The 21,721-nt window shown below is 70.4% G+C and carries 24 protein-coding genes and 1 pseudogene; 18 read left to right on the forward strand and 7 right to left on the reverse strand.

Annotated elements, in window-relative coordinates:
- Nucleotides 1-42: 42 nt before the first annotated feature.
- Entirely contained in the window at nucleotides 43-615 is a 573-nt protein-coding gene (locus ACFT7S_RS27560; RefSeq protein WP_382736362.1) for a rhodanese-like domain-containing protein, read from the reverse strand.
- 98 nt (nucleotides 616-713) lie between these two features.
- On the opposite strand from ACFT7S_RS27560, the gene ACFT7S_RS27565 reads away from it, so the two are divergent.
- The 10 genes and pseudogenes from ACFT7S_RS27565 to ACFT7S_RS27610 all read left to right on the forward strand — a co-directional run bounded on the left by ACFT7S_RS27565 (nucleotide 714) and on the right by ACFT7S_RS27610 (nucleotide 8,805).
- On the forward strand, nucleotides 714-992 hold the full coding sequence (locus ACFT7S_RS27565; protein ID WP_382736364.1) for a metal-sensitive transcriptional regulator: 279 nt from the start codon (nucleotides 714-716) through the stop codon (nucleotides 990-992).
- A gap of 71 nt (nucleotides 993-1,063) precedes the next feature.
- On the forward strand, nucleotides 1,064-1,795 hold the full coding sequence (locus ACFT7S_RS27570) for a PIG-L deacetylase family protein (RefSeq protein ID WP_382736366.1): 732 nt from the start codon (nucleotides 1,064-1,066) through the stop codon (nucleotides 1,793-1,795).
- A gap of 139 nt (nucleotides 1,796-1,934) precedes the next feature.
- Nucleotides 1,935-2,534, forward strand: coding sequence for a helix-turn-helix domain-containing protein (locus tag ACFT7S_RS27575; RefSeq protein ID WP_382736368.1), 600 nt, complete (start codon nucleotides 1,935-1,937; stop codon nucleotides 2,532-2,534).
- Nucleotides 2,535-2,633: 99 nt separating this feature from the next.
- Complete coding sequence (locus ACFT7S_RS27580) at nucleotides 2,634-3,602, forward strand: NADPH:quinone oxidoreductase family protein (protein ID WP_382736370.1); 969 nt, start codon at nucleotides 2,634-2,636, stop codon at nucleotides 3,600-3,602.
- Nucleotides 3,599-4,789: an acyl-CoA dehydrogenase family protein gene (locus ACFT7S_RS27585; RefSeq protein WP_382736372.1), complete on the forward strand. Its 1,191-nt coding sequence runs from the start codon at nucleotides 3,599-3,601 to the stop codon at nucleotides 4,787-4,789. The genes ACFT7S_RS27580 and ACFT7S_RS27585 overlap by 4 nt, the downstream gene beginning before the upstream one ends.
- Nucleotides 4,786-5,934, forward strand: a complete 1,149-nt coding sequence (locus tag ACFT7S_RS27590) for an acyl-CoA dehydrogenase family protein (RefSeq protein WP_382736374.1) — start codon at nucleotides 4,786-4,788, stop codon at nucleotides 5,932-5,934. Before ACFT7S_RS27585 ends, ACFT7S_RS27590 begins: the two co-directional genes overlap by 4 nt.
- Nucleotides 5,935-6,084: 150 nt before the next feature.
- A pseudogene (locus ACFT7S_RS27595) lies at nucleotides 6,085-6,528 on the forward strand (ATP-binding cassette domain-containing protein); the annotation flags it as partial.
- Nucleotides 6,529-6,714: 186 nt separating this feature from the next.
- On the forward strand, nucleotides 6,715-7,590 hold the full coding sequence (locus tag ACFT7S_RS27600; protein ID WP_382736376.1) for a phosphatidylinositol-specific phospholipase C/glycerophosphodiester phosphodiesterase family protein: 876 nt from the start codon (nucleotides 6,715-6,717) through the stop codon (nucleotides 7,588-7,590).
- Between the two features lie 135 nt (nucleotides 7,591-7,725).
- The gene (locus tag ACFT7S_RS27605; RefSeq protein ID WP_382736378.1) at nucleotides 7,726-7,920 is read left to right on the forward strand and encodes a hypothetical protein; all 195 of its coding nucleotides are present in this window, start codon (nucleotides 7,726-7,728) and stop codon (nucleotides 7,918-7,920) included.
- Nucleotides 7,921-8,046: 126 nt separating this feature from the next.
- On the forward strand, nucleotides 8,047-8,805 hold the full coding sequence (locus ACFT7S_RS27610) for a hypothetical protein (RefSeq protein WP_382736380.1): 759 nt from the start codon (nucleotides 8,047-8,049) through the stop codon (nucleotides 8,803-8,805).
- A gap of 80 nt (nucleotides 8,806-8,885) precedes the next feature.
- Here ACFT7S_RS27610 and ACFT7S_RS27615 read toward each other — a convergent pair whose 3' ends face one another.
- Nucleotides 8,886-9,224: a DUF779 domain-containing protein gene (locus ACFT7S_RS27615; protein ID WP_382736382.1), complete on the reverse strand. Its 339-nt coding sequence runs from the start codon at nucleotides 9,222-9,224 to the stop codon at nucleotides 8,886-8,888.
- Nucleotides 9,225-9,468: 244 nt separating this feature from the next.
- Between ACFT7S_RS27615 and ACFT7S_RS27620 the strand changes: the two genes are divergently transcribed.
- A complete protein-coding gene (locus tag ACFT7S_RS27620) occupies nucleotides 9,469-9,903 on the forward strand; it encodes a nuclear transport factor 2 family protein (protein WP_382736384.1) in 435 nt (144 codons plus the stop codon).
- 512 nt (nucleotides 9,904-10,415) lie between these two features.
- Here the strand turns inward: ACFT7S_RS27620 and ACFT7S_RS27625 are convergent.
- The 3 genes from ACFT7S_RS27625 to ACFT7S_RS27635 all read right to left on the reverse strand — a co-directional run bounded on the left by ACFT7S_RS27625 (nucleotide 10,416) and on the right by ACFT7S_RS27635 (nucleotide 12,679).
- A complete protein-coding gene (locus ACFT7S_RS27625; RefSeq protein ID WP_382736386.1) occupies nucleotides 10,416-10,550 on the reverse strand; it encodes a hypothetical protein in 135 nt (44 codons plus the stop codon).
- A gap of 253 nt (nucleotides 10,551-10,803) precedes the next feature.
- Entirely contained in the window at nucleotides 10,804-11,772 is a 969-nt protein-coding gene (locus ACFT7S_RS27630; RefSeq protein WP_382736388.1) for an MASE1 domain-containing protein, read from the reverse strand.
- Between the two features lie 79 nt (nucleotides 11,773-11,851).
- Complete coding sequence (locus ACFT7S_RS27635; protein WP_382736390.1) at nucleotides 11,852-12,679, reverse strand: PP2C family protein-serine/threonine phosphatase; 828 nt, start codon at nucleotides 12,677-12,679, stop codon at nucleotides 11,852-11,854.
- A gap of 287 nt (nucleotides 12,680-12,966) precedes the next feature.
- Between ACFT7S_RS27635 and ACFT7S_RS27640 the strand changes: the two genes are divergently transcribed.
- A complete protein-coding gene (locus ACFT7S_RS27640) occupies nucleotides 12,967-13,176 on the forward strand; it encodes a hypothetical protein (RefSeq protein ID WP_382736392.1) in 210 nt (69 codons plus the stop codon).
- 91 nt (nucleotides 13,177-13,267) lie between these two features.
- On the opposite strand, the gene ACFT7S_RS27645 is transcribed toward ACFT7S_RS27640, so the two are convergent.
- Nucleotides 13,268-13,891: an RraA family protein gene (locus tag ACFT7S_RS27645; RefSeq protein ID WP_382736393.1), complete on the reverse strand. Its 624-nt coding sequence runs from the start codon at nucleotides 13,889-13,891 to the stop codon at nucleotides 13,268-13,270.
- Nucleotides 13,892-14,261: 370 nt separating this feature from the next.
- Here ACFT7S_RS27645 and ACFT7S_RS27650 point away from each other — a divergent pair, with 370 nt between their 5' ends.
- From ACFT7S_RS27650 to ACFT7S_RS27670, 5 genes are all read left to right on the forward strand, one after another.
- The gene (locus tag ACFT7S_RS27650; protein WP_382736395.1) at nucleotides 14,262-14,963 is read left to right on the forward strand and encodes an alpha/beta fold hydrolase; all 702 of its coding nucleotides are present in this window, start codon (nucleotides 14,262-14,264) and stop codon (nucleotides 14,961-14,963) included.
- A gap of 91 nt (nucleotides 14,964-15,054) precedes the next feature.
- Complete coding sequence (locus tag ACFT7S_RS27655) at nucleotides 15,055-16,701, forward strand: MFS transporter (RefSeq protein ID WP_382736397.1); 1,647 nt, start codon at nucleotides 15,055-15,057, stop codon at nucleotides 16,699-16,701.
- A 145-nt stretch (nucleotides 16,702-16,846) separates the two neighbouring features.
- A complete protein-coding gene (locus tag ACFT7S_RS27660) occupies nucleotides 16,847-17,008 on the forward strand; it encodes a hypothetical protein (RefSeq protein WP_328907457.1) in 162 nt (53 codons plus the stop codon).
- A 90-nt stretch (nucleotides 17,009-17,098) separates the two neighbouring features.
- Complete coding sequence (gene mptB / locus ACFT7S_RS27665; RefSeq protein ID WP_382736399.1) at nucleotides 17,099-18,586, forward strand: polyprenol phosphomannose-dependent alpha 1,6 mannosyltransferase MptB; 1,488 nt, start codon at nucleotides 17,099-17,101, stop codon at nucleotides 18,584-18,586.
- Between the two features lie 97 nt (nucleotides 18,587-18,683).
- A complete protein-coding gene (locus tag ACFT7S_RS27670; protein WP_382736401.1) occupies nucleotides 18,684-18,992 on the forward strand; it encodes a UBP-type zinc finger domain-containing protein in 309 nt (102 codons plus the stop codon).
- On the opposite strand, the gene ACFT7S_RS27675 is transcribed toward ACFT7S_RS27670, so the two are convergent.
- Nucleotides 18,944-19,870: a MerR family transcriptional regulator gene (locus tag ACFT7S_RS27675; protein ID WP_382736403.1), complete on the reverse strand. Its 927-nt coding sequence runs from the start codon at nucleotides 19,868-19,870 to the stop codon at nucleotides 18,944-18,946. The genes ACFT7S_RS27670 and ACFT7S_RS27675 overlap by 49 nt on opposite strands.
- Nucleotides 19,871-19,982: 112 nt before the next feature.
- On the opposite strand from ACFT7S_RS27675, the gene ACFT7S_RS27680 reads away from it, so the two are divergent.
- Nucleotides 19,983-21,497 (forward strand): alpha/beta fold hydrolase, encoded by a 1,515-nt coding sequence (locus ACFT7S_RS27680; RefSeq protein ID WP_382736405.1) that lies wholly within the window; start codon nucleotides 19,983-19,985, stop codon nucleotides 21,495-21,497.
- The last annotated feature ends 224 nt before the right edge of the window (nucleotides 21,498-21,721 follow it).

The raw sequence follows: 21,721 nt of genomic DNA on the forward strand, positions 1-21,721 counted from the left end.
CGGCCGCGCGTCACGCGCGGCCGGCTCCCTCTTCGGTGCGGCTCACTTCTGGAGTGCGTCCAGCGTGGCGCCGAGGTCCGTGGCCGAGCGCGGGGCGCGGTTGTACGGCAGCTTCGACAGGACAGCCGCCATGCCGCAGGTGTTGGTCACCGCGGAGAAGACGAGCCCGGAACCGATGCCCGCGGACAGCCAGCGGGCCGCCGGGAATCGGGTCCCGGCCAGCATCCCGGCCACCACCAGCGAACCGGCTGCGAGCCGAACCTGACGCTCCATGGGCCAGGTGGCGCGGGCACCCTCGGGACGGTCCAGGTCGTGTCCGTCGACCTCCCAGGCGGACGTGCCGCCGCTCAGGGTGGAGGCGTCGATGTCGGCGGCCGAGAGGATCTCGCAGGCCCGCGTGGAGCGGACGCCGGAGGCGCACACCACGAGCAGCGAGCCCCGGGCGGCGGCGGCCTTGAGAGCGGGCACGGCCTCCCTGAGACGGTCGAGCGGGATGTTCAGCGCACCGGGCACATGACCGGAGGCGTACTCGCCGGGGGCCCGCACATCGATCACGGTGAACTCCTCCAGACGGGCTGCGGCCTGCGCGGGGGAGAGGGAAGCGGGGCTGGTCACGATCTGAGATTCCTTTCGGTCACCGGGCCGGACAGGAGACTCCGTCTCTCTTGCCCCGGACCGGCTAGAATACCCCCCAGGGTATTCGAGGAGGGTGAGTGGAACTCGACATGGCGGCCGATGAACTGAAATCGGTCCTCAACCGCCTGCGCCGCGCCCAGGGCCAGCTCAACGCGGTCATCAGGATGATCGAGGAAGGGCGCGACTGCGAGGATGTGATCACGCAGATGGCGGCCGTTTCGCGGGCCCTCGACCGCGCCGGTTTCGCGATCATCGCGACGGGTCTGCAGCACTGCATGGCCGACGGCACCGCCGAGCCCGCCGACCGTGACCGGATGCGGGCCCGCCTGGAGAAGCTCTTCCTCGCCCTGGCCTGACCGGCTCCCTGCCCTGACCGGCCCGCGTGGAATGACGGATGATCCGGCCCCCGCGCCGATAACCTGCGGGTATGACGCAGCAGTTGGAACCCATGCCCACGGACTGGCAGCGCGCGCTGGCCGTTGTCGCCCACCCCGACGACCTGGAGTACGGCTGTTCCGCGGCCGTCGCGAGCTGGACCGACGCCGGACGTGACGTCGCCTATCTCCTCGCAAGCCGCGGCGAAGCGGGCATCGACACGATCGCCCCGGAGGAATGCGCGCCGCTGCGGGAGCGCGAGCAGCGGACGAGTGCCGCGGTCGTCGGCGTCAGCACGGTGGAGTTCCTGGATCACAAGGACGGTGTGATCGAGTACGGCACGCGGCTGCGCCGCGACATCGCCGCGGCCATCCGCCGGCACCGTCCCGAACTGCTCATCACGCTCAACCACCGCGACACGTGGGGCGGCTCGATGTGGAACACCCCCGACCACCGCGCGGTCGGCCGGGCCACCCTCGACGCCGCGGGCGACGCCGGCAACCGGTGGATCTTCCCGGAGCTGACCGAGCAGGGACTCGAACCGTGGGGCGGCGTGCGCTGGGTGGCCGTCGCCGGCACCGACAGGCCCACCCACGCGGTCGACGCGAGCGAGGGATTCGAGCGGTCCGTCGAATCGCTGCTCGCCCACCGCACGTACATCGAGGTACTGACCGAGGAAGACCCCGAGACGTACTGCCGCACGTTCCTGGACGGCATGTCCCGCATGGCCGCGAGCCGCTTCGGCGATCGTCCCGCCGTCGCATTCGAGGTCTTCGCCCGCTGAGCAAGGGGCCTCGCGTCAGGGCTGCGACCCTGCTCGTCGGCGGTCCGTACTCAATCTCCGGGCGGGCCCGATCTTCGGGCGCGCCTGTGGTCTTCGTACCCGATTGACAAAGTCGTTTGCTGATCCTGCAATGGTCGGTATGAACGAACAGCACCGGGACGACCCGGAAATCGACGCCGTGCTCACCGGTGTAGGACCCCGGCTGCGCCGTCTGCGCAAGGAGCGCGACGTCACACTCGCCGCCCTCTCGGCGGCCACCGGCATCTCCGTGTCCACCCTCTCGCGGCTGGAGTCCGGCGGCCGGCGCCCCAGCCTCGAACTGCTGCTCCCCATCGCCCGCGCCCACGAGGTTCCGCTCGACGACCTCATCGGCGCGCCGCCCGTGGGGGACCCCCGGGTCAGGATCAAGCCGATCGTCCACGACGGGCGGACCGTGCTGCCGCTGACCGCCAGGCCCGGCGGCCTCCAGGCGTTCAAGGTCGTGCACTGGGCGGGCAGCACGGAGGTGCCGGAGCAGCGCACGCACGAGGGTTACGAATGGCTGTACGTGCTCTCCGGGAAGCTGCGGCTGCTGCTGGCCGAACACGATCTGGTGCTGGGCGCCGGCGAGGCGGCGGAGTTCGACACGCGGCTGCCGCACTGGTTCGGTCCGGTGGGCGAGCAGCCGGTGGAGTATCTGAGCCTGTTCGGGCCGCAGGGGGAGCGCATGCACGTCAAGGCCAGACCGAAGCGGGCGTGAGCGCGCGGTCATCGAGGCCGAGGTGTTCCCAGACGGGCAAGCGACCGCTTAGTATGCTCCGGAGCAGTGGTAATGCCGACAGTGTTGTGGAGGCCCCTCATGCAGGCATGGCGAGTGCACCGGAACGGCGAGCCGAGCGAGGTGATGGAGCTCGAAGAGACGGACCGCCCCACCCCCGGAGACGGGCAGGTGCTGCTCAGGGTGCGCGCGGCGAACATCAACTTCCCCGACGCGCTGCTCTGCCGGGGGCAGTACCAGGTACGGCCGCCGCTGCCGTTCACGCCGGGCGTGGAGATCTGCGGGGAGACCGAGGACGGGCGCAGGGTGCTCGCCACTCCCGCCCTCCCCCACGGCGGCTTCGCCGAGTACGTCGTCGCGGACGAGGCGGCCCTGCTGCCCGCCCCCGACACGCTCGACGACGCCGAAGCGGCCGCGCTGCACATCGGCTATCAGACGGGCTGGTTCGGACTTCACCGGCGCGCACACCTCCAAGCGGGCGAGACGCTGCTCGTGCACGCTGCGGCGGGCGGGGTCGGCAGTGCGGCCGTGCAGCTCGGCAAGGCCGCAGGAGCCACCGTCATCGGCGTCGTCGGAGGTCCGGAGAAGGCCCGCATCGCCCGCGAGCTGGGCTGCGACGTGGTCATCGACCGGCGCAGCGAGGACATCGTCGCGGTCGTCAAGGAAGCCACCGGCGGACGTGGCGCCGACGTCGTCTACGACCCGGTCGGCGGCGACGCCTACGCCAAGTCCGTGAAGTGCATCGCCTTCGAGGGACGCGTCGTCGTCGTGGGCTTCGCGAGCGGCACCATCCCCGCCCCGGGACTGAACCACGCCCTGGTGAAGAACTACTCGATCGTCGGCCTCCACTGGGGCCTGTACAACACCAAGGACCCCGCGGCCGTACGCGCCTGCCACGACGAGCTCACCAAGCTCGCCGCCCAGGGTGTCATCAAACCGCTGATCAGCGAGCGTGTCGCCATGGCGGACGCGGCGAGTGCCGTCCAGCGTGTCGCCGACGGCACGAGCACCGGCCGCATCGTCGTCCTCCCGGCAGGAGGTGCCCGATGACCGTCAAGTTCCCCGCCGCCGAAATCCGCCGCCGCACCCGCGAGTTGCTTGCCGCTCACCCGCCGGCCACCACGGACCGCACCGACTTCCTCAGGGCCCGGTTCGACGCCGGTCTCGCCTGGGTGCACTACCCGGTCGGCCTCGGCGGACTCGACGCGCCCCGCTTCCTCCAGCACGTCATCGACGCCGAACTCGCCGAGGCCGGGGCTCCCGACAACGACCCGCGGCGCATCGGCATCGGCCTCGGTATGGCGGCCCCGACCATCCTCCGCTACGGGACCGACGAGCAGAAGCAGCGCTTCCTGCGTCCCCTGTGGGTCGGCGAGGAGGTCTGGTGCCAGCTCTTCAGCGAGCCGGGCGCCGGTTCCGACCTCGCCGCACTGGGCACGCGCGCCGTCAAGGACGGCGATACGTGGGTCGTGGACGGCCAGAAGGTCTGGACGTCCAGTGCCCATGTGGCCCGCTGGGCGATCCTGATCGCCCGCACCGACCCGGACCTGCCCAAGCACCGGGGCATCAGCTACTTCATCTGCGACATGACCGACCCCGGCGTCGAGGTACGGCCGCTGCGGCAGATCACCGGCGAGGCCGAGTTCAACGAGGTCTTCCTGACCGGCGTACGCATCCCGGACAGCATGCGGCTCGGCCCGGTCGGCGACGGCTGGAAGGTCGCCCAGACCACCCTCATGAACGAGCGCGTCTCGATCGGCGGAGCCCGTATCCCGCGCGAGGGAGGCATGATCGGCACCGTCACACGGACCTGGCGCGAACGCCCCGAGCTGCGCACCCACGACCTCCATCAGCGCCTCCTCACCCTCTGGGTGGAGGCCGAGGTGGCCAGGCTCAGCGGCGAACGGCTGCGTCAGCAGCTCATGGTCGGACAGCCCGGCCCCGAAGGGTCGGCCATGAAGCTCGCCTTCGCCCGCCTCAACCAGCAGATCAGCGGGCTCGAAGTCGAACTGCTCGGCGACGAGGGCCTGTTGTACAGCGACTGGACCATGAGCCGCCCGGAACTGGTGGACTTCACGGGCCGCGACGCCGGGTACCGCTATCTGCGCTCCAAGGGCAACTCCATCGAGGGCGGTACGAGCGAGGTACTGCTGAACATCGTCGCCGAGCGCGTGCTCGGGCTGCCCCCGGAACCACGCAACGACAAGGACGTCGCCTGGAAGGACCTCTCCCGATGACCGCACAATCAGCACAGCCGGCGCAGGACGAACCGAACCCGATGCCCGTCCTCCTGTACTCCGAGGCCGAGGAGGACCTGCGCGCCGCCGTGCGCGCGCTGCTCGCCGACCGGGCCGACGCGCCGGGCGTCATCGCCCGCGTCGAGTCCGACACGCCGTACGACCCCCGGCTCTGGAAGGCGCTCGCCGCCGACATCGGCGCCGCCGGACTTCTCGTACCGGAGAAGCTCGGCGGTCAGGGCGCCTCGCACCGTGAGGCCGCCGTGGTCCTGGAGGAGCTCGGCCGCAGCGTCGCCCCCGCGCCGTATCTGACGAGTTCGGTCGTCGCGACCGAGACGCTCCTCGCGCTGGCCGCGACGGACGGGTCCGTCGTCGAGCTGCTGGGCGAACTCGCCGCAGGGCGCAGGACGGCGGCCCTCGCCGTGCCGTTCTCCGCCCCGGCCGCCGACGAGGCACAGCCCGCAAGCGCGGTGACCGGCAGGCTGGAGGGGACCGTCACCGGTGTCGCCGACGCGGCCACCGCCGATGTGCTGCTTGTCCCCACCACCGACGGTCTGTACGCGGTGGAGACGGCGGCGGACGGGGTCACCGTCGAACCGCTCGTCTCACTCGACCTGACCCGCCCGCTCGCCACCGTCGTCCTGAACGGCGCGACCGGTGTCCGCGTCGCCGATGCCGCGTCCGCCGTCCCGGCGGTGCGGCGCGGACTGCTCGTGGGCGCCGGGCTCCTCGCCTCCGAACAGCTCGGTATCGCCGAGTGGTGTCTGACCGAGACCGTCCGGTACACCCGTGAACGCCACCAGTTCAACCGGCCGGTGGGCTCGTTCCAGTCGCTCAAGCACCGGATGGCGCAGCTCTGGCTGGAGATCGTCTCCGCCCGGGCCGCTGCCCGCAACGCGGCGGGCGAGCTGGCCGCCAACAGCCCCGACGCGCCGCTCGCGGTCGCCGTGGCCCAGGCGTACTGCTCGGGAGTCGCGGTCCACGCCGCCGAGGAGTGCGTTCAGCTGCACGGCGGGATCGGCATGACGTGGGAGCACCCCGCGCATCTGTATCTGAAGCGGGCCAAGGCCGACTCGATCGCGTACGGGACGGCCGGCCGGCATCGCGAGGTCATTGCGGAACTGATGGAGCTGCCGGCGCCATAACCCGAACCGGCTTACCTGCCAAGGGTGTCAGGGGCGGGGATACGCGCGGCGAAGAACATCCTCGACGAGGCCGGCTGGAAGCCCGGCAAGGACGGCGTCCGCACCAAGGACGGTGTGCGAGCCGCCTTCCCGCTCTGGTACCTCACAGGCGTGTTCCAGCAGCCGCGCCTCTCCGCCGGCCCCCGCCTGAGCCTGCGCGAGCTCATCGCTCAGCCGCTGAGGTCCACCGGGCGGCGCCGCGAAGTCACCAAGCGAGTAGGAGAGTTGGCGCGGGAGGTCGGACTCACCGAGGAACTCCTGGGACGCCGCCCGCACGCGGTCAGCGACGGGCAGCTGCAACGGGCCTGCCTCGCCCGTGCCCTGGTGCTCAGGCCGGGGCTGCTGATCTGCGACGAGATGACGGCGATGCTGGACGCCTCGACCACCGCCGCACTCGTCGCGGTCGTGGAGGCGTACCGCACGGAGTCCGGGGCGGCACTGCTGGCCGTGGGTCACGACCGGGTGCTCCTGGAGCGCAAGTGCGACCGGACAGTGCGCTGGGGCGAGTTGGACCGGCAGTGCGAGCTCACGGAGGCCGTGGGACCGCGCGGGTAGTCAGGGGCATCGGTGGCCGGCCTCGAACTGCCCCCGCCCGACCGGGAAACAGCAGACGCGGCGTAGTCGACGGGCGGGCGACGGACGGTCCAACTTTTGGCAGGTACCTGCCCGTAGGAGGTGGTGCGGCTCCATACTCGGTCGCGTCCGCCCTCCGGTACCGCCCCCTCGCTCCAGGGAGACGCCATGGCATACCTGACCCGTCGCAGAGTCGTCACCACCGCACTCGTCACCGCGGCCGCGGGCGTAGCGATCCCCGCGCAGGCGGCGGCCGCCAACGGCCGGCCCGGTCCGCGTCCGCTGGCCCACGCCCACGCGCACAACGACTACCTGCACCCGCGCCCGCTGCGTGACGCGCTCGACCATCGATTCACCAGCGTAGAGGCGGACATCTTCCTCGTCGGCGGCGAATTGCTCGTGGCCCACGAACCCGCCGGGCTCGACCCCACCCGTACCCTCGCCTCGCTCTACCTCGACCCGCTGCTGGCGCGCGTCACGGCGAACCACGGCACCGTGCACGCCGGGCACCGCACCCCGCTGCAACTGCTGATCGACATCAAGAACGAGGGCGCCGCCGCCTACGCCGAACTGGACCGGCAGCTCCAGCCCTACCGCAAGATCCTGACCCGCTTCAGGAACGGCCGCGTCCACACCGGTGCGGTCACCCCCGTCATCTCCGGCGACCGGGCCGCCCGCGTGCCCATGGAAGCGCAGCGCACGCGGTACGCCTTCTACGACGGCCGGCTCGACGACCTCACCGGTCCGGCATCCGCCTCCTTCATCCCGCTCATCAGCAGCAACTGGACCCAGAGCTTCAGCTGGCTGGGCACCGGCCCCTTCCCCGCGGCCGAGCGGGACAGGCTCCGCACCCTCGTCGACACCGCGCACCAGCAGGACCGGCGCGTCCGCTTCTGGGCGACACCCGACGTGCCGGGCCCGGCACGCGACGCCGTATGGACCGAACTCCTCGCGGCGGGGGTCGACCACCTCAACACCGATGACCTGGCCGGACTCGAAAAGTTCCTGCGCGACCGCGAGAGGGAAGGGCGCACCACCGCCTGACCGGTCACGCAGCGCCGAAACGGTCACGCCGAGTCAACACCCGTTCGGCGGACACGCCGGTGCGCCGGATGGCCCCTCCGCTGCGCCACACTGGCGGCCGAATGCCGCAATTCAGGCGCGGCGGAGGAGGTTGGCATGGCCATTTCGATCTCACTGGTGCTGTTCCTGCTGATTCTTGCGGTGATCTTCCTGCGCAACGGAGGACTGAAGGTCTCCCACGCAGTGGTCTGCGCCCTGCTCGGCTTCTTCCTCGCCGGCACGAGCATGGCGCCGTCCATCCAGGAGGGGATCACCGCCACCGCGAATGTCGTCAGCGGCCTGCACCCCTGACCTGCACCGTTTCCCCGTAACCAGCCCTTTCAGCTACGCGGCTCCGTCCGATACGGGACAATGGCGAGGGAACCCGGCCGCGCACTGCTCCGGACGGCCCCCGCCACGTATCTGGAGAACGCACCAATGTCCTTCCCACTCCCCGGACGGCAGTCGGGCGCCGCGCACCACGAGTACTGCAACACCGGGCTCTGCTGCCGGTGCCAGCAGCGGTCCTGGACGACGAAACTGGGCAACGAACGGCTCTGCGGACTGTGCGCCGCCTGCTGCCGCGAGTGCGGCAGGTCTCCCGCCCCCCACCTGGACGGGCTGAACGACGGGCTCTGCGGAGAATGCCGTGGGCTGTGCGGACGCTGCCACACCCCGATGCCGCCCGAAGGCGAATGCGGATGCCGGACCTGGCACCAGAGGGCGGGCTCGGACCCGGTCGGCTACGTACTGCGCGCCATTCCGCAGCCGCTGACGCAGGCGCTCGGCCGCCGCATGCCGCAGGAGATCCACGAGCTGATCCACCAGGAACTGGGCCGTCGCACGCCCGCCCAGCTGGTGGACCGGATGGAACGCCGGTGGAACACGCGCTGGTCCCACGCCCTGCACGAGAAGGACGAGGACGGCCGCCGCCGCTGGAGCGTCGAGGAGATCACGGAGCAGCTGCTGCAGCCGGGCCACTGCTCCGACCCGCAGTGCGAGGACGGCTATCTGGTCACCAGCGATAGGCCGTGTGGGCGGTGCCAGCACCCCACGCATCGCTTCGTCACCGCGGTGGCCGACCACACGGCGACCTCGGCACATGCCCGTGCCACCGCGGCCGAGATCAGACGAGCCATGCTGGACAACCGCTCCCGCAAGCAGCACCCGAAGCCTCCGCAGAGGCCGCAGCGCTGATCACGGCGTACGCGGGTGTGTTCAACGGCATCGTGGCGGTACGCGACACGGCGTGACCGTCCGGTCCGGCTCGTCGGCTCTCAGGTGCCGACGAGCCGCGAGCGGATCAGGAACCGCACCCCTTCGGGAGCCTCCAGCGAGAACCCGCTGCCGCGCCCCTCGACCACGTCGACGATCAGCCGGGTGTGCGCCCACACCTCGTACTGGCTCTTCGACATCCAGAACTGGACCGGTTCGGCGACGCCGGTGACGTCGAGGGAAGCGAGCAGCACGTCCGAGTTCCCCGTCCGGAACTCACCGGCCGGGTAGCACATGGGCGCACTGCCGTCGCAGCAGCCGCCGGACTGGTGGAACATCAGCGGGCCGTGATCCGCCCGGAGCCGGCGCAGCAGAGCGGCAGCCGCAGGAGTGAGCTCCACGACGGGAGCCGGCGCGTCACCAGGGGGATGGTTCGTCTCGTGTGCGTTCACCTACGGGCCTTTCTCCGACTGCTGAAAACAGCTGCGCCGCCCCAGTGAACCCGCCTCAACGTTGCAGGAGGGTTGCGTGCCTCCACCGCCCGGCGCCGGTCGTATCCCCTGTCCGGCAGGTCCGCCTGCCGTTCCACCGCACCTCGGCCATGGGAAAATCGCCATGTGACCACAGGGAAGCAGGAGGTGGATCATGGGACAGGCGCGCGAGGTAATGGACCGGCTCACCGAGGCGCTCACCACGACGAACGACCTCAAGGCCATCGCGGAGCTCTACGCCGAGGACGCGGTCGCCTTTACACCGGACCAGGGCGAGATCCGGGGACGGGAGAGCATCACCGAATACTGGCGTCAGATGACAGACGCGTTGCCCGGCAGCACATTTGAGTCGCTGCACAAGTACGAGGTGGGCAACACGGCGATCGATGAAGGGTTCTACTCGGGCACGAACACCGGCCCGCTGCCGCTGCCCTCCGGGGAGATCCTGCCGGCCACGCAGAAGCCCGTCAGGATTCGGGGCTGCGACGTCGCCACGGTGGAGGACGGCCGGATCGTCAGCTACCGCCTCTACTTCGATCAGGTCGAATTCCTCGACCAGTTGGGACTGCTGCCCGACATGCCGTCGTGATCGCGGCGAAGCATCACGACCGGGCCCAGGGCGCTGCGCCCCACGGCGATCTCGTCGTACACCCGCCCCGCCGTCGGCGCCGTACTTGCAGTGGCTGTCCGTGGTGGTGGCGTTGGCGTTGAAGGGGGCTTGGGCTGGAAGCCCGCGTACGGTCGGGTTTCCGCTCTCCAATTAAGTAGGTACCGGACGCGTCGGGGGCCTCCTCGAACGACATCGGGAGTGTCTGCTTGGTGACGGACCGGCGCGCCCGTCGTCCAGCGGACCGTGGGCGTGGACGCCCAACTCTGGCCTGCTGCCCCCGGCTTCATCGTCGGGTCGACCGGGTCGATGGCGCCGCCCATGATCAGCTCAACGGTTCGCAACCGCAGTGTGTCGTGCGTGCCCGCACCCCCGTCGCCCGTGGCCGCCTGCGCCCGGCCGGGCGCACCGGAGACCAGGAGAGCGGCACCGGTGGCACCTGCCAGCGCGAGGGCTTGGCGTCGGGGTGGTCTCATGTCGGCACGGCCTCCTGGTTAGTCGGTGAGTGTGCTGGGGTCGACGGGCGGCTGCGGCAGCTTCAGCGCGGCGAGTGCCTCGACCCCGGACGGGTCGATCGGGAAGGCCCGGGTGTCGTCGACCGGGGCGTCGTCCTGGTGCTCACGCCGCACCAGTTGGTGCAGGCGAGACCAGAAGCACGCGTGCGACGGGTGGCGGTGGCGGGCCGGACCGGTCTCCCGGGCCGGAGACGGTCGACGGAAGGGGGACGGATGCGGCGGGAACATCCGGAGAGGAAGGGCATTGGGGCAGGGCGCATCGAGAACTCCCATGGGGATCAAGGCATCGGAGTGATGTGCGGGCTGCGCGCCGGCATGCGAGCGTTTGCTATCAGACCGTGTTTGTGACAGCGCGCTGGTGGCGGTCTCACCGTTCGGGCGGCTCCGGGTGGGACTCCTTGTCCCGCCGCGTGACCGTGTTCGCGAGCTGGACGCACAACCGCTGGATCTCCTCGTGCGTGCGGTTGCGTTCGGTGATGAGCGCGGCGAGAAGCAGGGCGGTGAGGGAGAGGGAGCCGTTGAACGCCTGGAGGGTGACCATGTTGGTCAGGAGATCGCGATGGGCGAAGGGGCCGGTCTCCCGGCCGGCGGCGAGGATCGCGAGCATGGACACGCCCAGGGCGCACGGTGCGGCCCCGGCACGTTCGAAGCGGAACGCGGCCCAGATCAGGAAGGGGAACACCAGGAAGAGCAGGGATGAGCTGCCGCTGGCGGTCGCCAGGAGGGTCACGGTCAGCGTGCACGCCACCAGCGCCGCCGCTTCGGCCCATTCGGCGAGGCCGACGTCGCGTGGCCACCGGGCGTGCCGGAGCACGAGCAGGAAGGGGGTGACGAGCAGGACGCCCGTCGCATCGCCTGTCCACCAGACCGACCAGGTCGGCCAGAAGCCGTCGGCCGGGAGCGCCCCTGACAGGACAAGAGTGCCGCTGCCGACGGTTGCGCTGATCAGCATGGGGCCCAGGGCGCCGAGGAAGACCAGGGCCAGCGCATCGCGTAGTCGGTCGAGGTCGTTGTGGAATCCGGTCCGGCGCAGCAGCAGGTACGAGCAGACGGGGGCAAGGGTGTTGCCTGCGACGATCGCCAGTACGGACGCGGTCGTGGGGCCGATGGAGATGTTGACGACGAGGGCGCCGACGGCGATTCCGGGCCAGATCCGCAGACCGAACAGCAGGAGGGCTGCGAGCGCGATCCCGGTCGGTGGCCACAGGGGCGTGACCTGGTCGCGCACCAGCTGCTGAAGCAGCCCGAGGCGGGCGGTCGCGTAGTAGAGAACGGCGACCGCCAGAATCGTCAGAGCAGTGATTTTGTGCTGTCGCAGCCACGCGCTGTTCACCACAGCATCAGACACCACATCGGGTCGTCCCGCCCGGTCGGACGCGCCGACGCCCGTGACACGGGTCCCTGCCCTGCCTCCGCTACCCGGTGCCCGGCCGCCCGTCGTAGCGGACGACGAGTACGGCGGCATCGTCATCGTGGCCCGTGAGGTCGGCGACCTGGATCACCTGCGACGCGAGTACGTCGGGAGCCACTCCGGAGGCCGCGCCCACCAGCCTGGCCACCTCCGCCAGACCCTCGTCGATCGGGTACGACGGCCCCTCGACCACACCGTCGGTCAGCAGGACGAGGTAACCCGGCTCCGTCACCTGCCGGCGCGCCACCGGGTACGTCTGGTCGGGCAGAATCCCCAGCGGCATCCCGCCGGCGTCCAGAGAGACACCGGACTCGCCGGAGTCGGTGCCCCACACCATGGGGACGTGGCCGGCCCGGGCGACCCCGAGATCCCCGCTCTCCGGGACGAAACTCACCAGGCAACAGGTGGTGAAGAGGTCACAGCCCAGCGCGATCAGCAGGTCGTTGGTGCAGGTCAGCACCTCCCCAGGGTCGGCCGTGACACTGGCGAGGGCTCGCAGACTGGCACGGGCCTCCCCCATGAAGGCAGCAGCCTCCACTCCGTGGCCCTGCACATCACCTATCGCGATGCCCGCCACGCCGTTCCGCATCGCGAAGGCGTCGTAGAAGTCACCGCCGACAGCCATGCCGTCCTGACAGGGCGTGTACCGCGTTGCCAGCCGGATGCCCGGGAACTCGGGCAGCGCGAATGGAAGCATGTGCCGCTGCAAGGCCATACCGAACTCCGCCTGGGCCCGCTGGAGCCGGATGTTGTCCAGGGCCTGATCGACAAGACGCCCAAGGGTATGGAGGAGCTCCTGTGTGCTGTCGGACGCGTGGCGGCGTTGGTTCATGACATTCCCGGGCATTTCGTTATGACTCTGGTCAAACCTTAAACCCATTGGTCAACCATCACCCCACCCCGCCCTCTTGGCGTTCCTGCCATCGAGGTGTGATGTGTACGTATATGGCGTAAACGTATATGGGCCTGAGTCTTCCGTGACGCCCGGCTATCCGCCCCATTGCGGCAGCCACCGCCATTGCGCTGCGTGACCAGGTCCTGCGACGGAGATGTCACCTTCGGCGCGGCGTCGTCGCGTTCCACCAGTCCGTCTGGGCGGCCCTGCTGTGGTGGCTCGGTGTGGAGATCGTGCTGCTGTGGGCGCCCCTCATCTACGCCGCGCGTCGCCGAAAGCTCTCCCTCCTGCGGATCGCACGGAACTTCCCGTACGTGTACCTGAACAAGGTCATCAACATCCACTACGCGTGGAAGGCCATGGTCGTCGAACTGATCGGCGTACCGCTCAACCTCACGGCAGGACTCACCGCTTACGTGAAGGGCCGCGCCTGAAACGCTCTGAACCACTCGACCGCCCGGGACCATGTCCCGGGCGGTTCGCTGTGCTCCGGCCCGGCCGTTCCGGCACCGGGCACAGTGGTGTTCAGCCCTGGAAGCCGTTGCCGGCCAGGATCGTGTCGATGCGGGCGCGGTGCGCCGCCTCCCAGGCGTCGTGGGATTCGCCGGCCTCCTTGGCCTGCTTCGCCCGGGCGTCGGCGAGGACCTGCTCCCGACGACCGCCCGGCGTGACGACGATGCCCTCCTCGTCCGCCACCACGATGTCGCCGGCGCTCACCTTCACCCCGCCGCACCGCACCGGGCCGTTGAGCGGCGCCACGCCCTCCTTGACCCCCGGGACGGGAATGACGCCCCTGGCGAAGACCGGGAAGCCCATCTCGCGTACCTCGGCGAGGTCACGGATCACGCCGTCGACCACGAACGCCGCGATTCCCCGGCGCCGGGCGACGGCGCACACGTTTCCTCCGGCCACCGCGAAGTCCACGTCACCGGCCTCGACGACGACCACCGAACCGGGCTCCGCGCGGTATATGGCCGCGTGCAGCATGAGGTTGCCACCCGGAGGGCACCGCACGGTGAAGGCGGGCCCCGCGATACGCGGCATCGGCTGCCACAGTGGACGGATACCGATGTCCATGACCTGTTCGCGCCCGAGAACATCGGCGAGGGTGGTCGGGGAGATGTCCTGGAATCCAGTGACGTCGCTCATGCTCTTCTCCCGCTCAAGTGCCCCTGCCATCAACAACGATCAACTCTATTCGAATGCCGGGTGCAGCTCCGGGAGGTAGAGCAGATCCGCCTGCGTGACGGGACGAATCCGGCCATCACGCATGCCTCGACCAGAGCCTCCGGACCGCCGTCGTCGTCCTCGACTCGTCGGCCAGGTCCCCGAGGTCGATGTACTCCCGTTCCGTCAGGGGGTATTCGGCCGACATCCGTATGCAGAACGGCTCCTTGGGAATCAACGTCCTGGCCGGCACCTCTGCGGGCAGCGGGACGCGCTCACCGTCGGTGGGGGCGGGCGCCGGTCGGCTCCGTGCGGGAGGCCGACTGTCGTACCCTCCCGCTAGGTTGCCCCCATGAGCGAATTCGTACTGGTAGCGGGCGCGTGGCTGGGATCGTGGGCGTGGGACGAGGTGGTGCCCGGACTGCGGGCCGCGGGGCACGGCGTGCACCCGCTGACACTGACCGGCCTCGCCGAGAAGAAGGGCCTGGCGGCCGGGCAGCAGACCCACGTGCAGGACATCGTCGACGAGGTGGAGCGCCTTGATCTGCGCGACGTCGTGCTGGTCGGGCACAGCTACTCGGGCATTCCGGTCGGCCAGGCCGCCGAGCGGCTGGGGGACCGGCTGACCCGGGTGGTCTTCGTGGACTCCAGCGTTCCCGCCGACGGCGAGTCGTTCGCCTCCGGCTGGTGGGAGGGCCGCGAGAAGCTGGAGACCCCGATCAGGGAGAACGGGGGCTTCTGGGCGCCGCTCACCGCCGCGGACTGCGAGGGCCAGGATCTGACCGCTGAGCAGACCGCACGGATCGTGGGCGGCTCGACCCCGCATCCGGGCGCCACGCTGACCGAGCCTGCCATCCTCACGCGCCCGCTCGGCGAGCTTCCGGCGATGTACATCAAGTGCCTGCTCGACGGCGCCGAGCCCAGCGAGGACGTCGCCGAACTGCTGAAGAGCGAGCACTGGCGACTGGTCACGATGGACACCGGGCACTGGCCGATGTTCTCCCGGCCCGGTGAACTGGCCGGGATTCTGCACCGGGCGGCCGTGGGCGACTGACCACGGGTGATCGATTGGCGAGGCCGGGAGCCGAGGCATAACGTCGATGGGTGAGCGCATGCCTTCACCGCTGACGCGAGGCGTAGATGCCATGACAAGCTCCCACGCACCATCCTCCCGAACTGCCGCAGCCCCCGAGCGGGGCCACGGCAGCGGAATGGCTCTGCTGGTCATCGCGTCCTGCCAGTTGATGGTGGTCCTCGACATCACCATCGTGAACATTGCCCTGCCGCACATCCAGACCTCGCTGGGCTTCTCCACCGAGACCTTGTCCTGGGTGATCAACGCCTACACGCTGACCTTCGGCGGCCTGCTGCTGCTCGGAGGCCGGCTGGGCGACATTCTCGGCCGCCGCAGAGTCTTCATGTTCGGCATCCTGCTGTTCGTCTTCGCCTCTCTGCTCGGCGGACTCTCGCAGGAATCCTGGCAACTGCTCGCCGCGCGCTCGCTCCAGGGCGTCGGCGGCGCCATCGCCTCGCCCACGGCCCTTGCGCTCATCACCACCACCTTCCGCGAAGGGCCCGAGCGGAACCGGGCGTTCGGTGTGTTCGCCGCCGTGTCGGCGGGTGGCAGCGCGATCGGGCTGCTCGCGGGCGGGCTGCTCGTGGAGTGGCTCGACTGGCGCTGGATCCTCTTCGTGAACGTGCCCATCGGCCTGCTGATCGCGTTCGCGACGCCCCACTACATCCGCGAGTCGGAACGACACCCGGGACACTTCGACATCCTCGGCGCGCTCACTTCGACCGCGGGCATGGTGCTGCTGGTCTACGGCTTCATCCGCGCCTCGAAGGACGGCTGGCGCGACAGCGTGACCCTCGCCGCCTTCGGCGCCGCCCTCGTGCTGCTCGCCGTGTTCCTGGTGATCGAGAACAGGTCGAGGCAGCCCATCACGCCCCTGGGGATGTTCCGCGACCGCAACCGAGCAGGCTCCTACGGAATGATGCTGAGCCTCGCCGCGGCGATGTTCGGCATGTTCTTCTTCCTGACGCTGTTCGTCCAGAACGTCCTGAATTTCAGCCCCTTGAAGGCCGGTCTCGCGTTCCTGCCGGTGAGCGCGATCATCGCGGTGGGCGCGGGAATCGCCTCGCAGTTGCTGCCCAGGTGGGGTCCCAAGCCGTTCATGGTGGTGGGTGCGGTCCTGGCGGCGGTGGGACTCGGCTGGCTGACGATGACGGACATCGACAGCACGTATCTGGGGAGCATCCTCGGCCCCATGCTGGTCTTCGGCCTCGGTATGGGGATGCAGTTCGTCTCGCTGACCCTGATGGCGGTGTCGGGTGTGGCGCCGCACGAATCCGGGGCGGCCTCCGGCATCCTCAACACCACCCAGCAGGTGGGCGGGTCGCTCGGCCTGTCCATCCTGGTCACGATCTTCGGTACGGCCAGCCGCAACGAGGCCACCGATCAGGTCCCGCGTTTCATGGCGGAGGCGACCCCGGCCGAGATGCTGGAGTTCCGCAGGACGGGGGAGCTGCCGGGGTCCTGGGGTGACCAGGTACTGGCATCGGGCATTTCGAGCGCGTTCATCGGCGCCGCCGTCCTGGCGATCGTCGCGGCGCTGATCGCCCTGCTCGTCATCCAGGTGCGCCCCGCCGACCTGGAGCGCCTGCGAGGCAGCGGCACCATGCCGCTCGCACCGGCCGGAGACGCCCCCGAGGGCGCGGCCGGCGCTGACGAACCGGCGGGAGCACCGCCACGCGGCCCCGGACCGTCCGACGGACCCCCGCCCGCGCGATGACCACGGGATTCGGTACGTGATCATGGTGGCCGAGACGCGTTGTCGCGATACGAGCTGCGGCGCGGATGGCGGAGCACGTACACTCGGCCCGCACTTGCGCCCACCGGCGGGGAGTGTACGCAACTGATTGACGGAGAAGTTCGACATGAGTTCCGCAGACAGGTCCGAGGCACCGATCTACGCCAGTCTCGTGCAGGAGCACGGAGATGTACTGGCCGAGGTTCGCCGGGTGGCCGAGCAGGCACTCCGCGACGCGGAACGCGCGATCGACTTCAGCGACCTGCGCGCGCCGGTGGCCTTCCGGTGATCCCGGCCACATCGGCCGCCTGATCTCCGAGTACCCGGCCGAACGGTCCCCACTGGGAACTCGTTCACCCGTTCGATAGGTTGGCCGGTCATGTGGGCAATGAGCGCTGTCGCATACCGTCGGCTCGGCACGGTCGGCTCCCTCGCGGTCGTCCTGGGCGGCTGGGCCGCCGGAAAGCTGCCGGCCCGCGACCCCTGGGGACTGTGGGTGCCGCACGGGTCCGTGCCGACCACGTCGGCCGCTGTCCTGGCATACGCCGGACTGACCCTGCTCGTCGTCGCCTGGTGGCAGTACGGCCGGGCGGGGGCCTCGGTACGCGAGACGCTCGTCACCCTCGCCTGGTGGACGGCCCCGATGCTGCTGGCACCGCCGCTCTACAGCGCCGACGTGTACAGCTACATCGCCCAGGGTGCCATGGTCATCGAAGGGCACGACGTCTATGTCGTGGGGCCCTCGGTCCTCGACCCGGGCGGGCTCGGCGGCGACGCCGCCGCGAGCGTCGGAGGGCACTGGACGGACACCCCGGCGCCGTACGGACCGTTCTTCCTCGTGCTCGCTCGTGGCGTGACCTGGCTGACGGGCGGGACGATCGTGCCCGCAGTCCTCGGCATGCGACTCGTCGCCGTGGGTGCGCTCGTGCTGATCGTGTGGGCGCTGCGGCACCTCGCGCGCGAGCACGGCAGAAGCGAGAGCGCCGCTCTCTGGCTCGGGGCGCTCAATCCGCTGCTGCTCATGCATGTGATCGGTGGCATGCACAACGACGGGCTGATGATCGGGCTCATGCTGGCCGGTGTGGTCCTCGCCCTACGGGGCCGCTGGATCACCGGCAGTGTGCTCGTGGGGCTCGCCATGATGGTCAAGTCCCCGGCGGCCGTCGCGCTGTTGTTCATCGGCGTACTCGTGACCAGGGCGGCCACCGGCCCGTACATGCGCCGGCTGGCGAAGGGCTTGCTGGCGCCCGGTCTTGTCGCAGTGGCGGTGGCCGTCGCGGCCACCCTCCTCGCCGGTACGGGCTTCGGCTGGCTGGGAACACAGAGCGTCGCCGGCACCATCCACACCGCACTGTCGGCGACCAGCGACATCGGGCTCGGCCTCGGCCACCTGCTGCACCTGGTCATCGGCACCGATCCGACCACGGTCAAGTCCGTCGTCCAGACGCTGGGCCTCGCGGCCGCGGTCGCACTGATCCTCCACCTGGCATGGCGCGCCCTTCGCGGCCGTGTGGAACCGGTGCACGCCCTCGGTCTCGCCCTCCTCGCCCTGGTCGCGCTCTCGCCGATGGTGCAGCCCTGGTACCTGCTGTGGGGGACGGCGGTCGTTGCCGCCACCGCCGGCCACAGCCGCGCCGGCACAGCGGTCGCCGTGCTGTCGGCAGCGCTCGTGTACGAGACGCACCCCACGGGGAGCACCCCGCTCTACGGCTTCGCCCTGGTGGGTGTCGCCTGCGTGATCGGCACGCTGCTCGTCCGCCGCGAGCGGACCGCGCCGGACGGAGTCCGTGTGCCGGCCCCGCGCAGCGCCGAGCCCGCGGGGGCCGAGGAAACCCGTATCGGACGGGTGGGCTCCGGTTCCGTTTGACATGCGGCGGCCGGGTGGGAGGGTTGTCGATGTGCCGGTCCGCTGCCGTGCCCGGCAAGTGCGACCGCTGCGCGAGCGAAGCGAAGGAGTACGGACGATGAAGGACGCCGAGACGTTCCGGATCTGTCGGCACCTCGACGACGTGCGGCCCGTGACCCCCGACAGCCCGGACTCCTGCCCGGAGTGCGTGGCGCAGGGCGACACCTGGGTGCATCTGCGGGAGTGCCAGAGCTGCGGACACGTCGGATGCTGCGACTCCTCGAAGAACAAGCACGCCACCGCCCACTTCGCCGCAAGCGGCCACCCGCTCATCCGCTCCTTCGAGAAGGGGGAGAGCTGGTGGTGGTGCTACGTGGATCAGGTGTCCTTCGACGTCGAGGGCGCACTCCCGGCCCGTCCGGTCTGAGCGTCCAGGGCGTCGAGAAGCCAGTCGTGGGCGGCGCCGGCCGTCGGCTGCGACGGGCCGGTCAGCTCGGCGACGAGTTGCCAGTAGCGGTCGATACGGGGATCCTCCGCGAGCACCCCGGCGAGCCCGCGACGGAAGCCGGGAGTGTCGCGCGTGCCGTGTGAGCGGGCGTAGGCGGATACGAAGCAGTCGAGCGCCTCGCCCTCGCGTCCTGGCCGTCGGGCCCTGAGCTCCGGCGACGCCAGGGCGTACGCCTCACTGAGACCTTCGTAGAGCACGGCCGGACGGTAGCCCTTGTCGGTCCGGTGCGCTGCCGGCTGGCAGTGCGCGGCAGCGACGCACACGCCGGATACGAAGGCGAACAGCCGGGCGAAGGCCAGCACCTGGGCCGGGGTCGGATCGGTGGGTGGCTGCGGGATCGCCTGATCGACGACCGCGGAGACCAGCGACGCGGGCAGCCGCGGGGGCAGCCAGCGTCGCCAGAAGCGGGCGAGCTCGGTGGTGTCGGGCGGGATCGGCACGGCACCGATCAGCCGGAGCCGTTCGGCACGTTCCTGCGGAGTGCAGTCCTGCAGCAGTTGGAGCGCGGCCTCCCGCCAGCGCAGGGCGGCCAGCCGCGAACCGAGTTCCCTCAACTGTCCCGCGATCACGTCCTCCAGCGCGTCCTCCTCGTCGAGGACCCGGCTCACCTCCGGAACGGGCAGATCGAGCGTGCGCAGGGAGCGGATGAGGCGGAGCCGGTCGACCGCACCGGGTCCATATCTGCGGTGGCCGCCGCTGCTGCGGGCAGACTCCGGCAGCAGACCCCGGTCCGAGTAGAAGCGGACGGTCTTGACGGACACGCCCGCGTGCTCGGCGAGCTCTCCGATGCTCCACATGCCGTCAGGGGACAACTCTTGAACCTCCCTCAGGGGGAGTTACTACGGTACCGGCGAGGGTGGGCGGCCCACGCGGCAGGCCCCACGGACCACAGCGTGCGAGGAGACGTACATGACGGCATTCATCCTGGTGTCGGGCACCTTCACCGGCGGCTGGATCTGGCAGGAAGTGGCCGCAGGGCTACGGGAGTCGGGCGCCGACGCCTATCCGGTGACGCTCACCGGCATGGGAGAATCCGGACCTCCGGCGGGACCCGGCACGGACCTGGAGACGCACATCCGGGATGTGGTGCGGCTGATCGACCAGGTGGACACCCCGGAGGTGGTGCTCGTCGGCCACGCCTACGGCCTGTACCCCGTGCTCGGCGCCGCCGGCCGGCGCCCGGAGCGCGTTGCCCGAATCGTCAACGTTGACGGGGGACTGCCCCAGGACGGCGACCCGGCACTCGGCCTCGTACCCGACCAGGAACTCCGCGACCGGTTGGTGGACCCTTCGGGGGCGGCTGAGGACGACGGGTTGATCGCCCCGCCCCCGCTCGACGCGTGGCAGCGCTGGGGGAGTGTCGAGGGCATCGACGCGGAGGGACTGGCGAAACTGGCCCGCTGCGCCGCGCCACAGCCGGTGGGCACGCTCACCCAGCCGCTCCGGCTGTCCGACGCGGTCGCGGTCGCGGAGCTGCCGCTGACCGGTGTCCTGTGCACCGCCAACGGGTCGAGCATCCAACTGGTCGAGTCCGTGGTGGGTTTCGGGGACTCGCGCTTCCAGGCGCTCACCGACCCCCGCGTGACGTTCTTCGAACTCGGCACCGGGCACTGGCCGATGCTCTCCGTCCCCGGCGAACTGGCCGAGGTGCTGGTCCGGGCCGCCGCGGGAGAAGGACACCGTCTCGCCGCGAGCGTGAAGGAGCAACCCGTCCATCTGCGGCCGTTCCTCATGGACGTACCGGAGCGGCCCCGCGAGCGGGTGGGAGAGGTCGACCTCCACCTGCCCGACGGTGACGGCCCGCGCCCCGCTGTGGTGTTCGTGCACGGCGGCCCGCTTCCCGCCGGTGCGCGGCCGACCCCGCGGGACTGGCCGACATTCGTCGGCTACGGGCAGTACGTGGCGAATCTGGGTGGGATCGGAGTGACGCTCGACCACCGGCTCCACGACTTCACCGACTACGGCCGAGCGGCTCGGGACGTCGCCGACGCGGTCGAGCTCGTACGCGCCGATCCGCGCGTCGACGGGGAACGCGTGGCGCTCTGGTACTTCTCCGGCAGCGGCATACTGTCAGCCGACTGGCTCGCGGCGCCCCCGCCGTGGCTGCGGTGCGTGGCGGCGTCCTACCCCGTGCTCGAGCCGCTGCCCAACTGGACGCTCGTCGATCCCCGGTTCCGGCCTGCGGCGACGGTTCGCGGCGCGGGCGGGTTGCCGATCGTGCTGACCCGGGTCGGCCTCGAACGACCGGAGATCATGGCGACGGTCGAGGAGTTCCTGACCGCCGCCAAGGAGTGCGACGCGAACATCGAAGTGATCGACGTGCCCTCGGGCCACCACTCGTTCGAATCGATCGACCACACCGACGAGGCGCGCGAAGCCGTGGAGCACGCGGTACGCACGGTGCTGGGGCACCTGCGGAGCTAGGCCTCTCGTTTGGATCAGGCCCGGGCTCGCGGGGTCTGGCACGCGCTCCCCAAGCTCTCGGCTGGACCCCCTCCTGCGTTGTCGTCAATCACCATGTTCTCCGAGCTCTCGGCTCCGCTCGAGCAGGGGACGCCCCATTCGCCATGCCTGAATCCTCCGCCTTGCAGCTGCGCGCACCAGACCCCGCTCCCTGATCCGGCCTGAGCCAAACGAAGGGGCCCTAG

The organism is Streptomyces sp. NPDC057136, assembly GCF_042670885.1.
Taxonomy (GTDB): Bacteria; Actinomycetota; Actinomycetes; order Streptomycetales; family Streptomycetaceae; genus Streptomyces.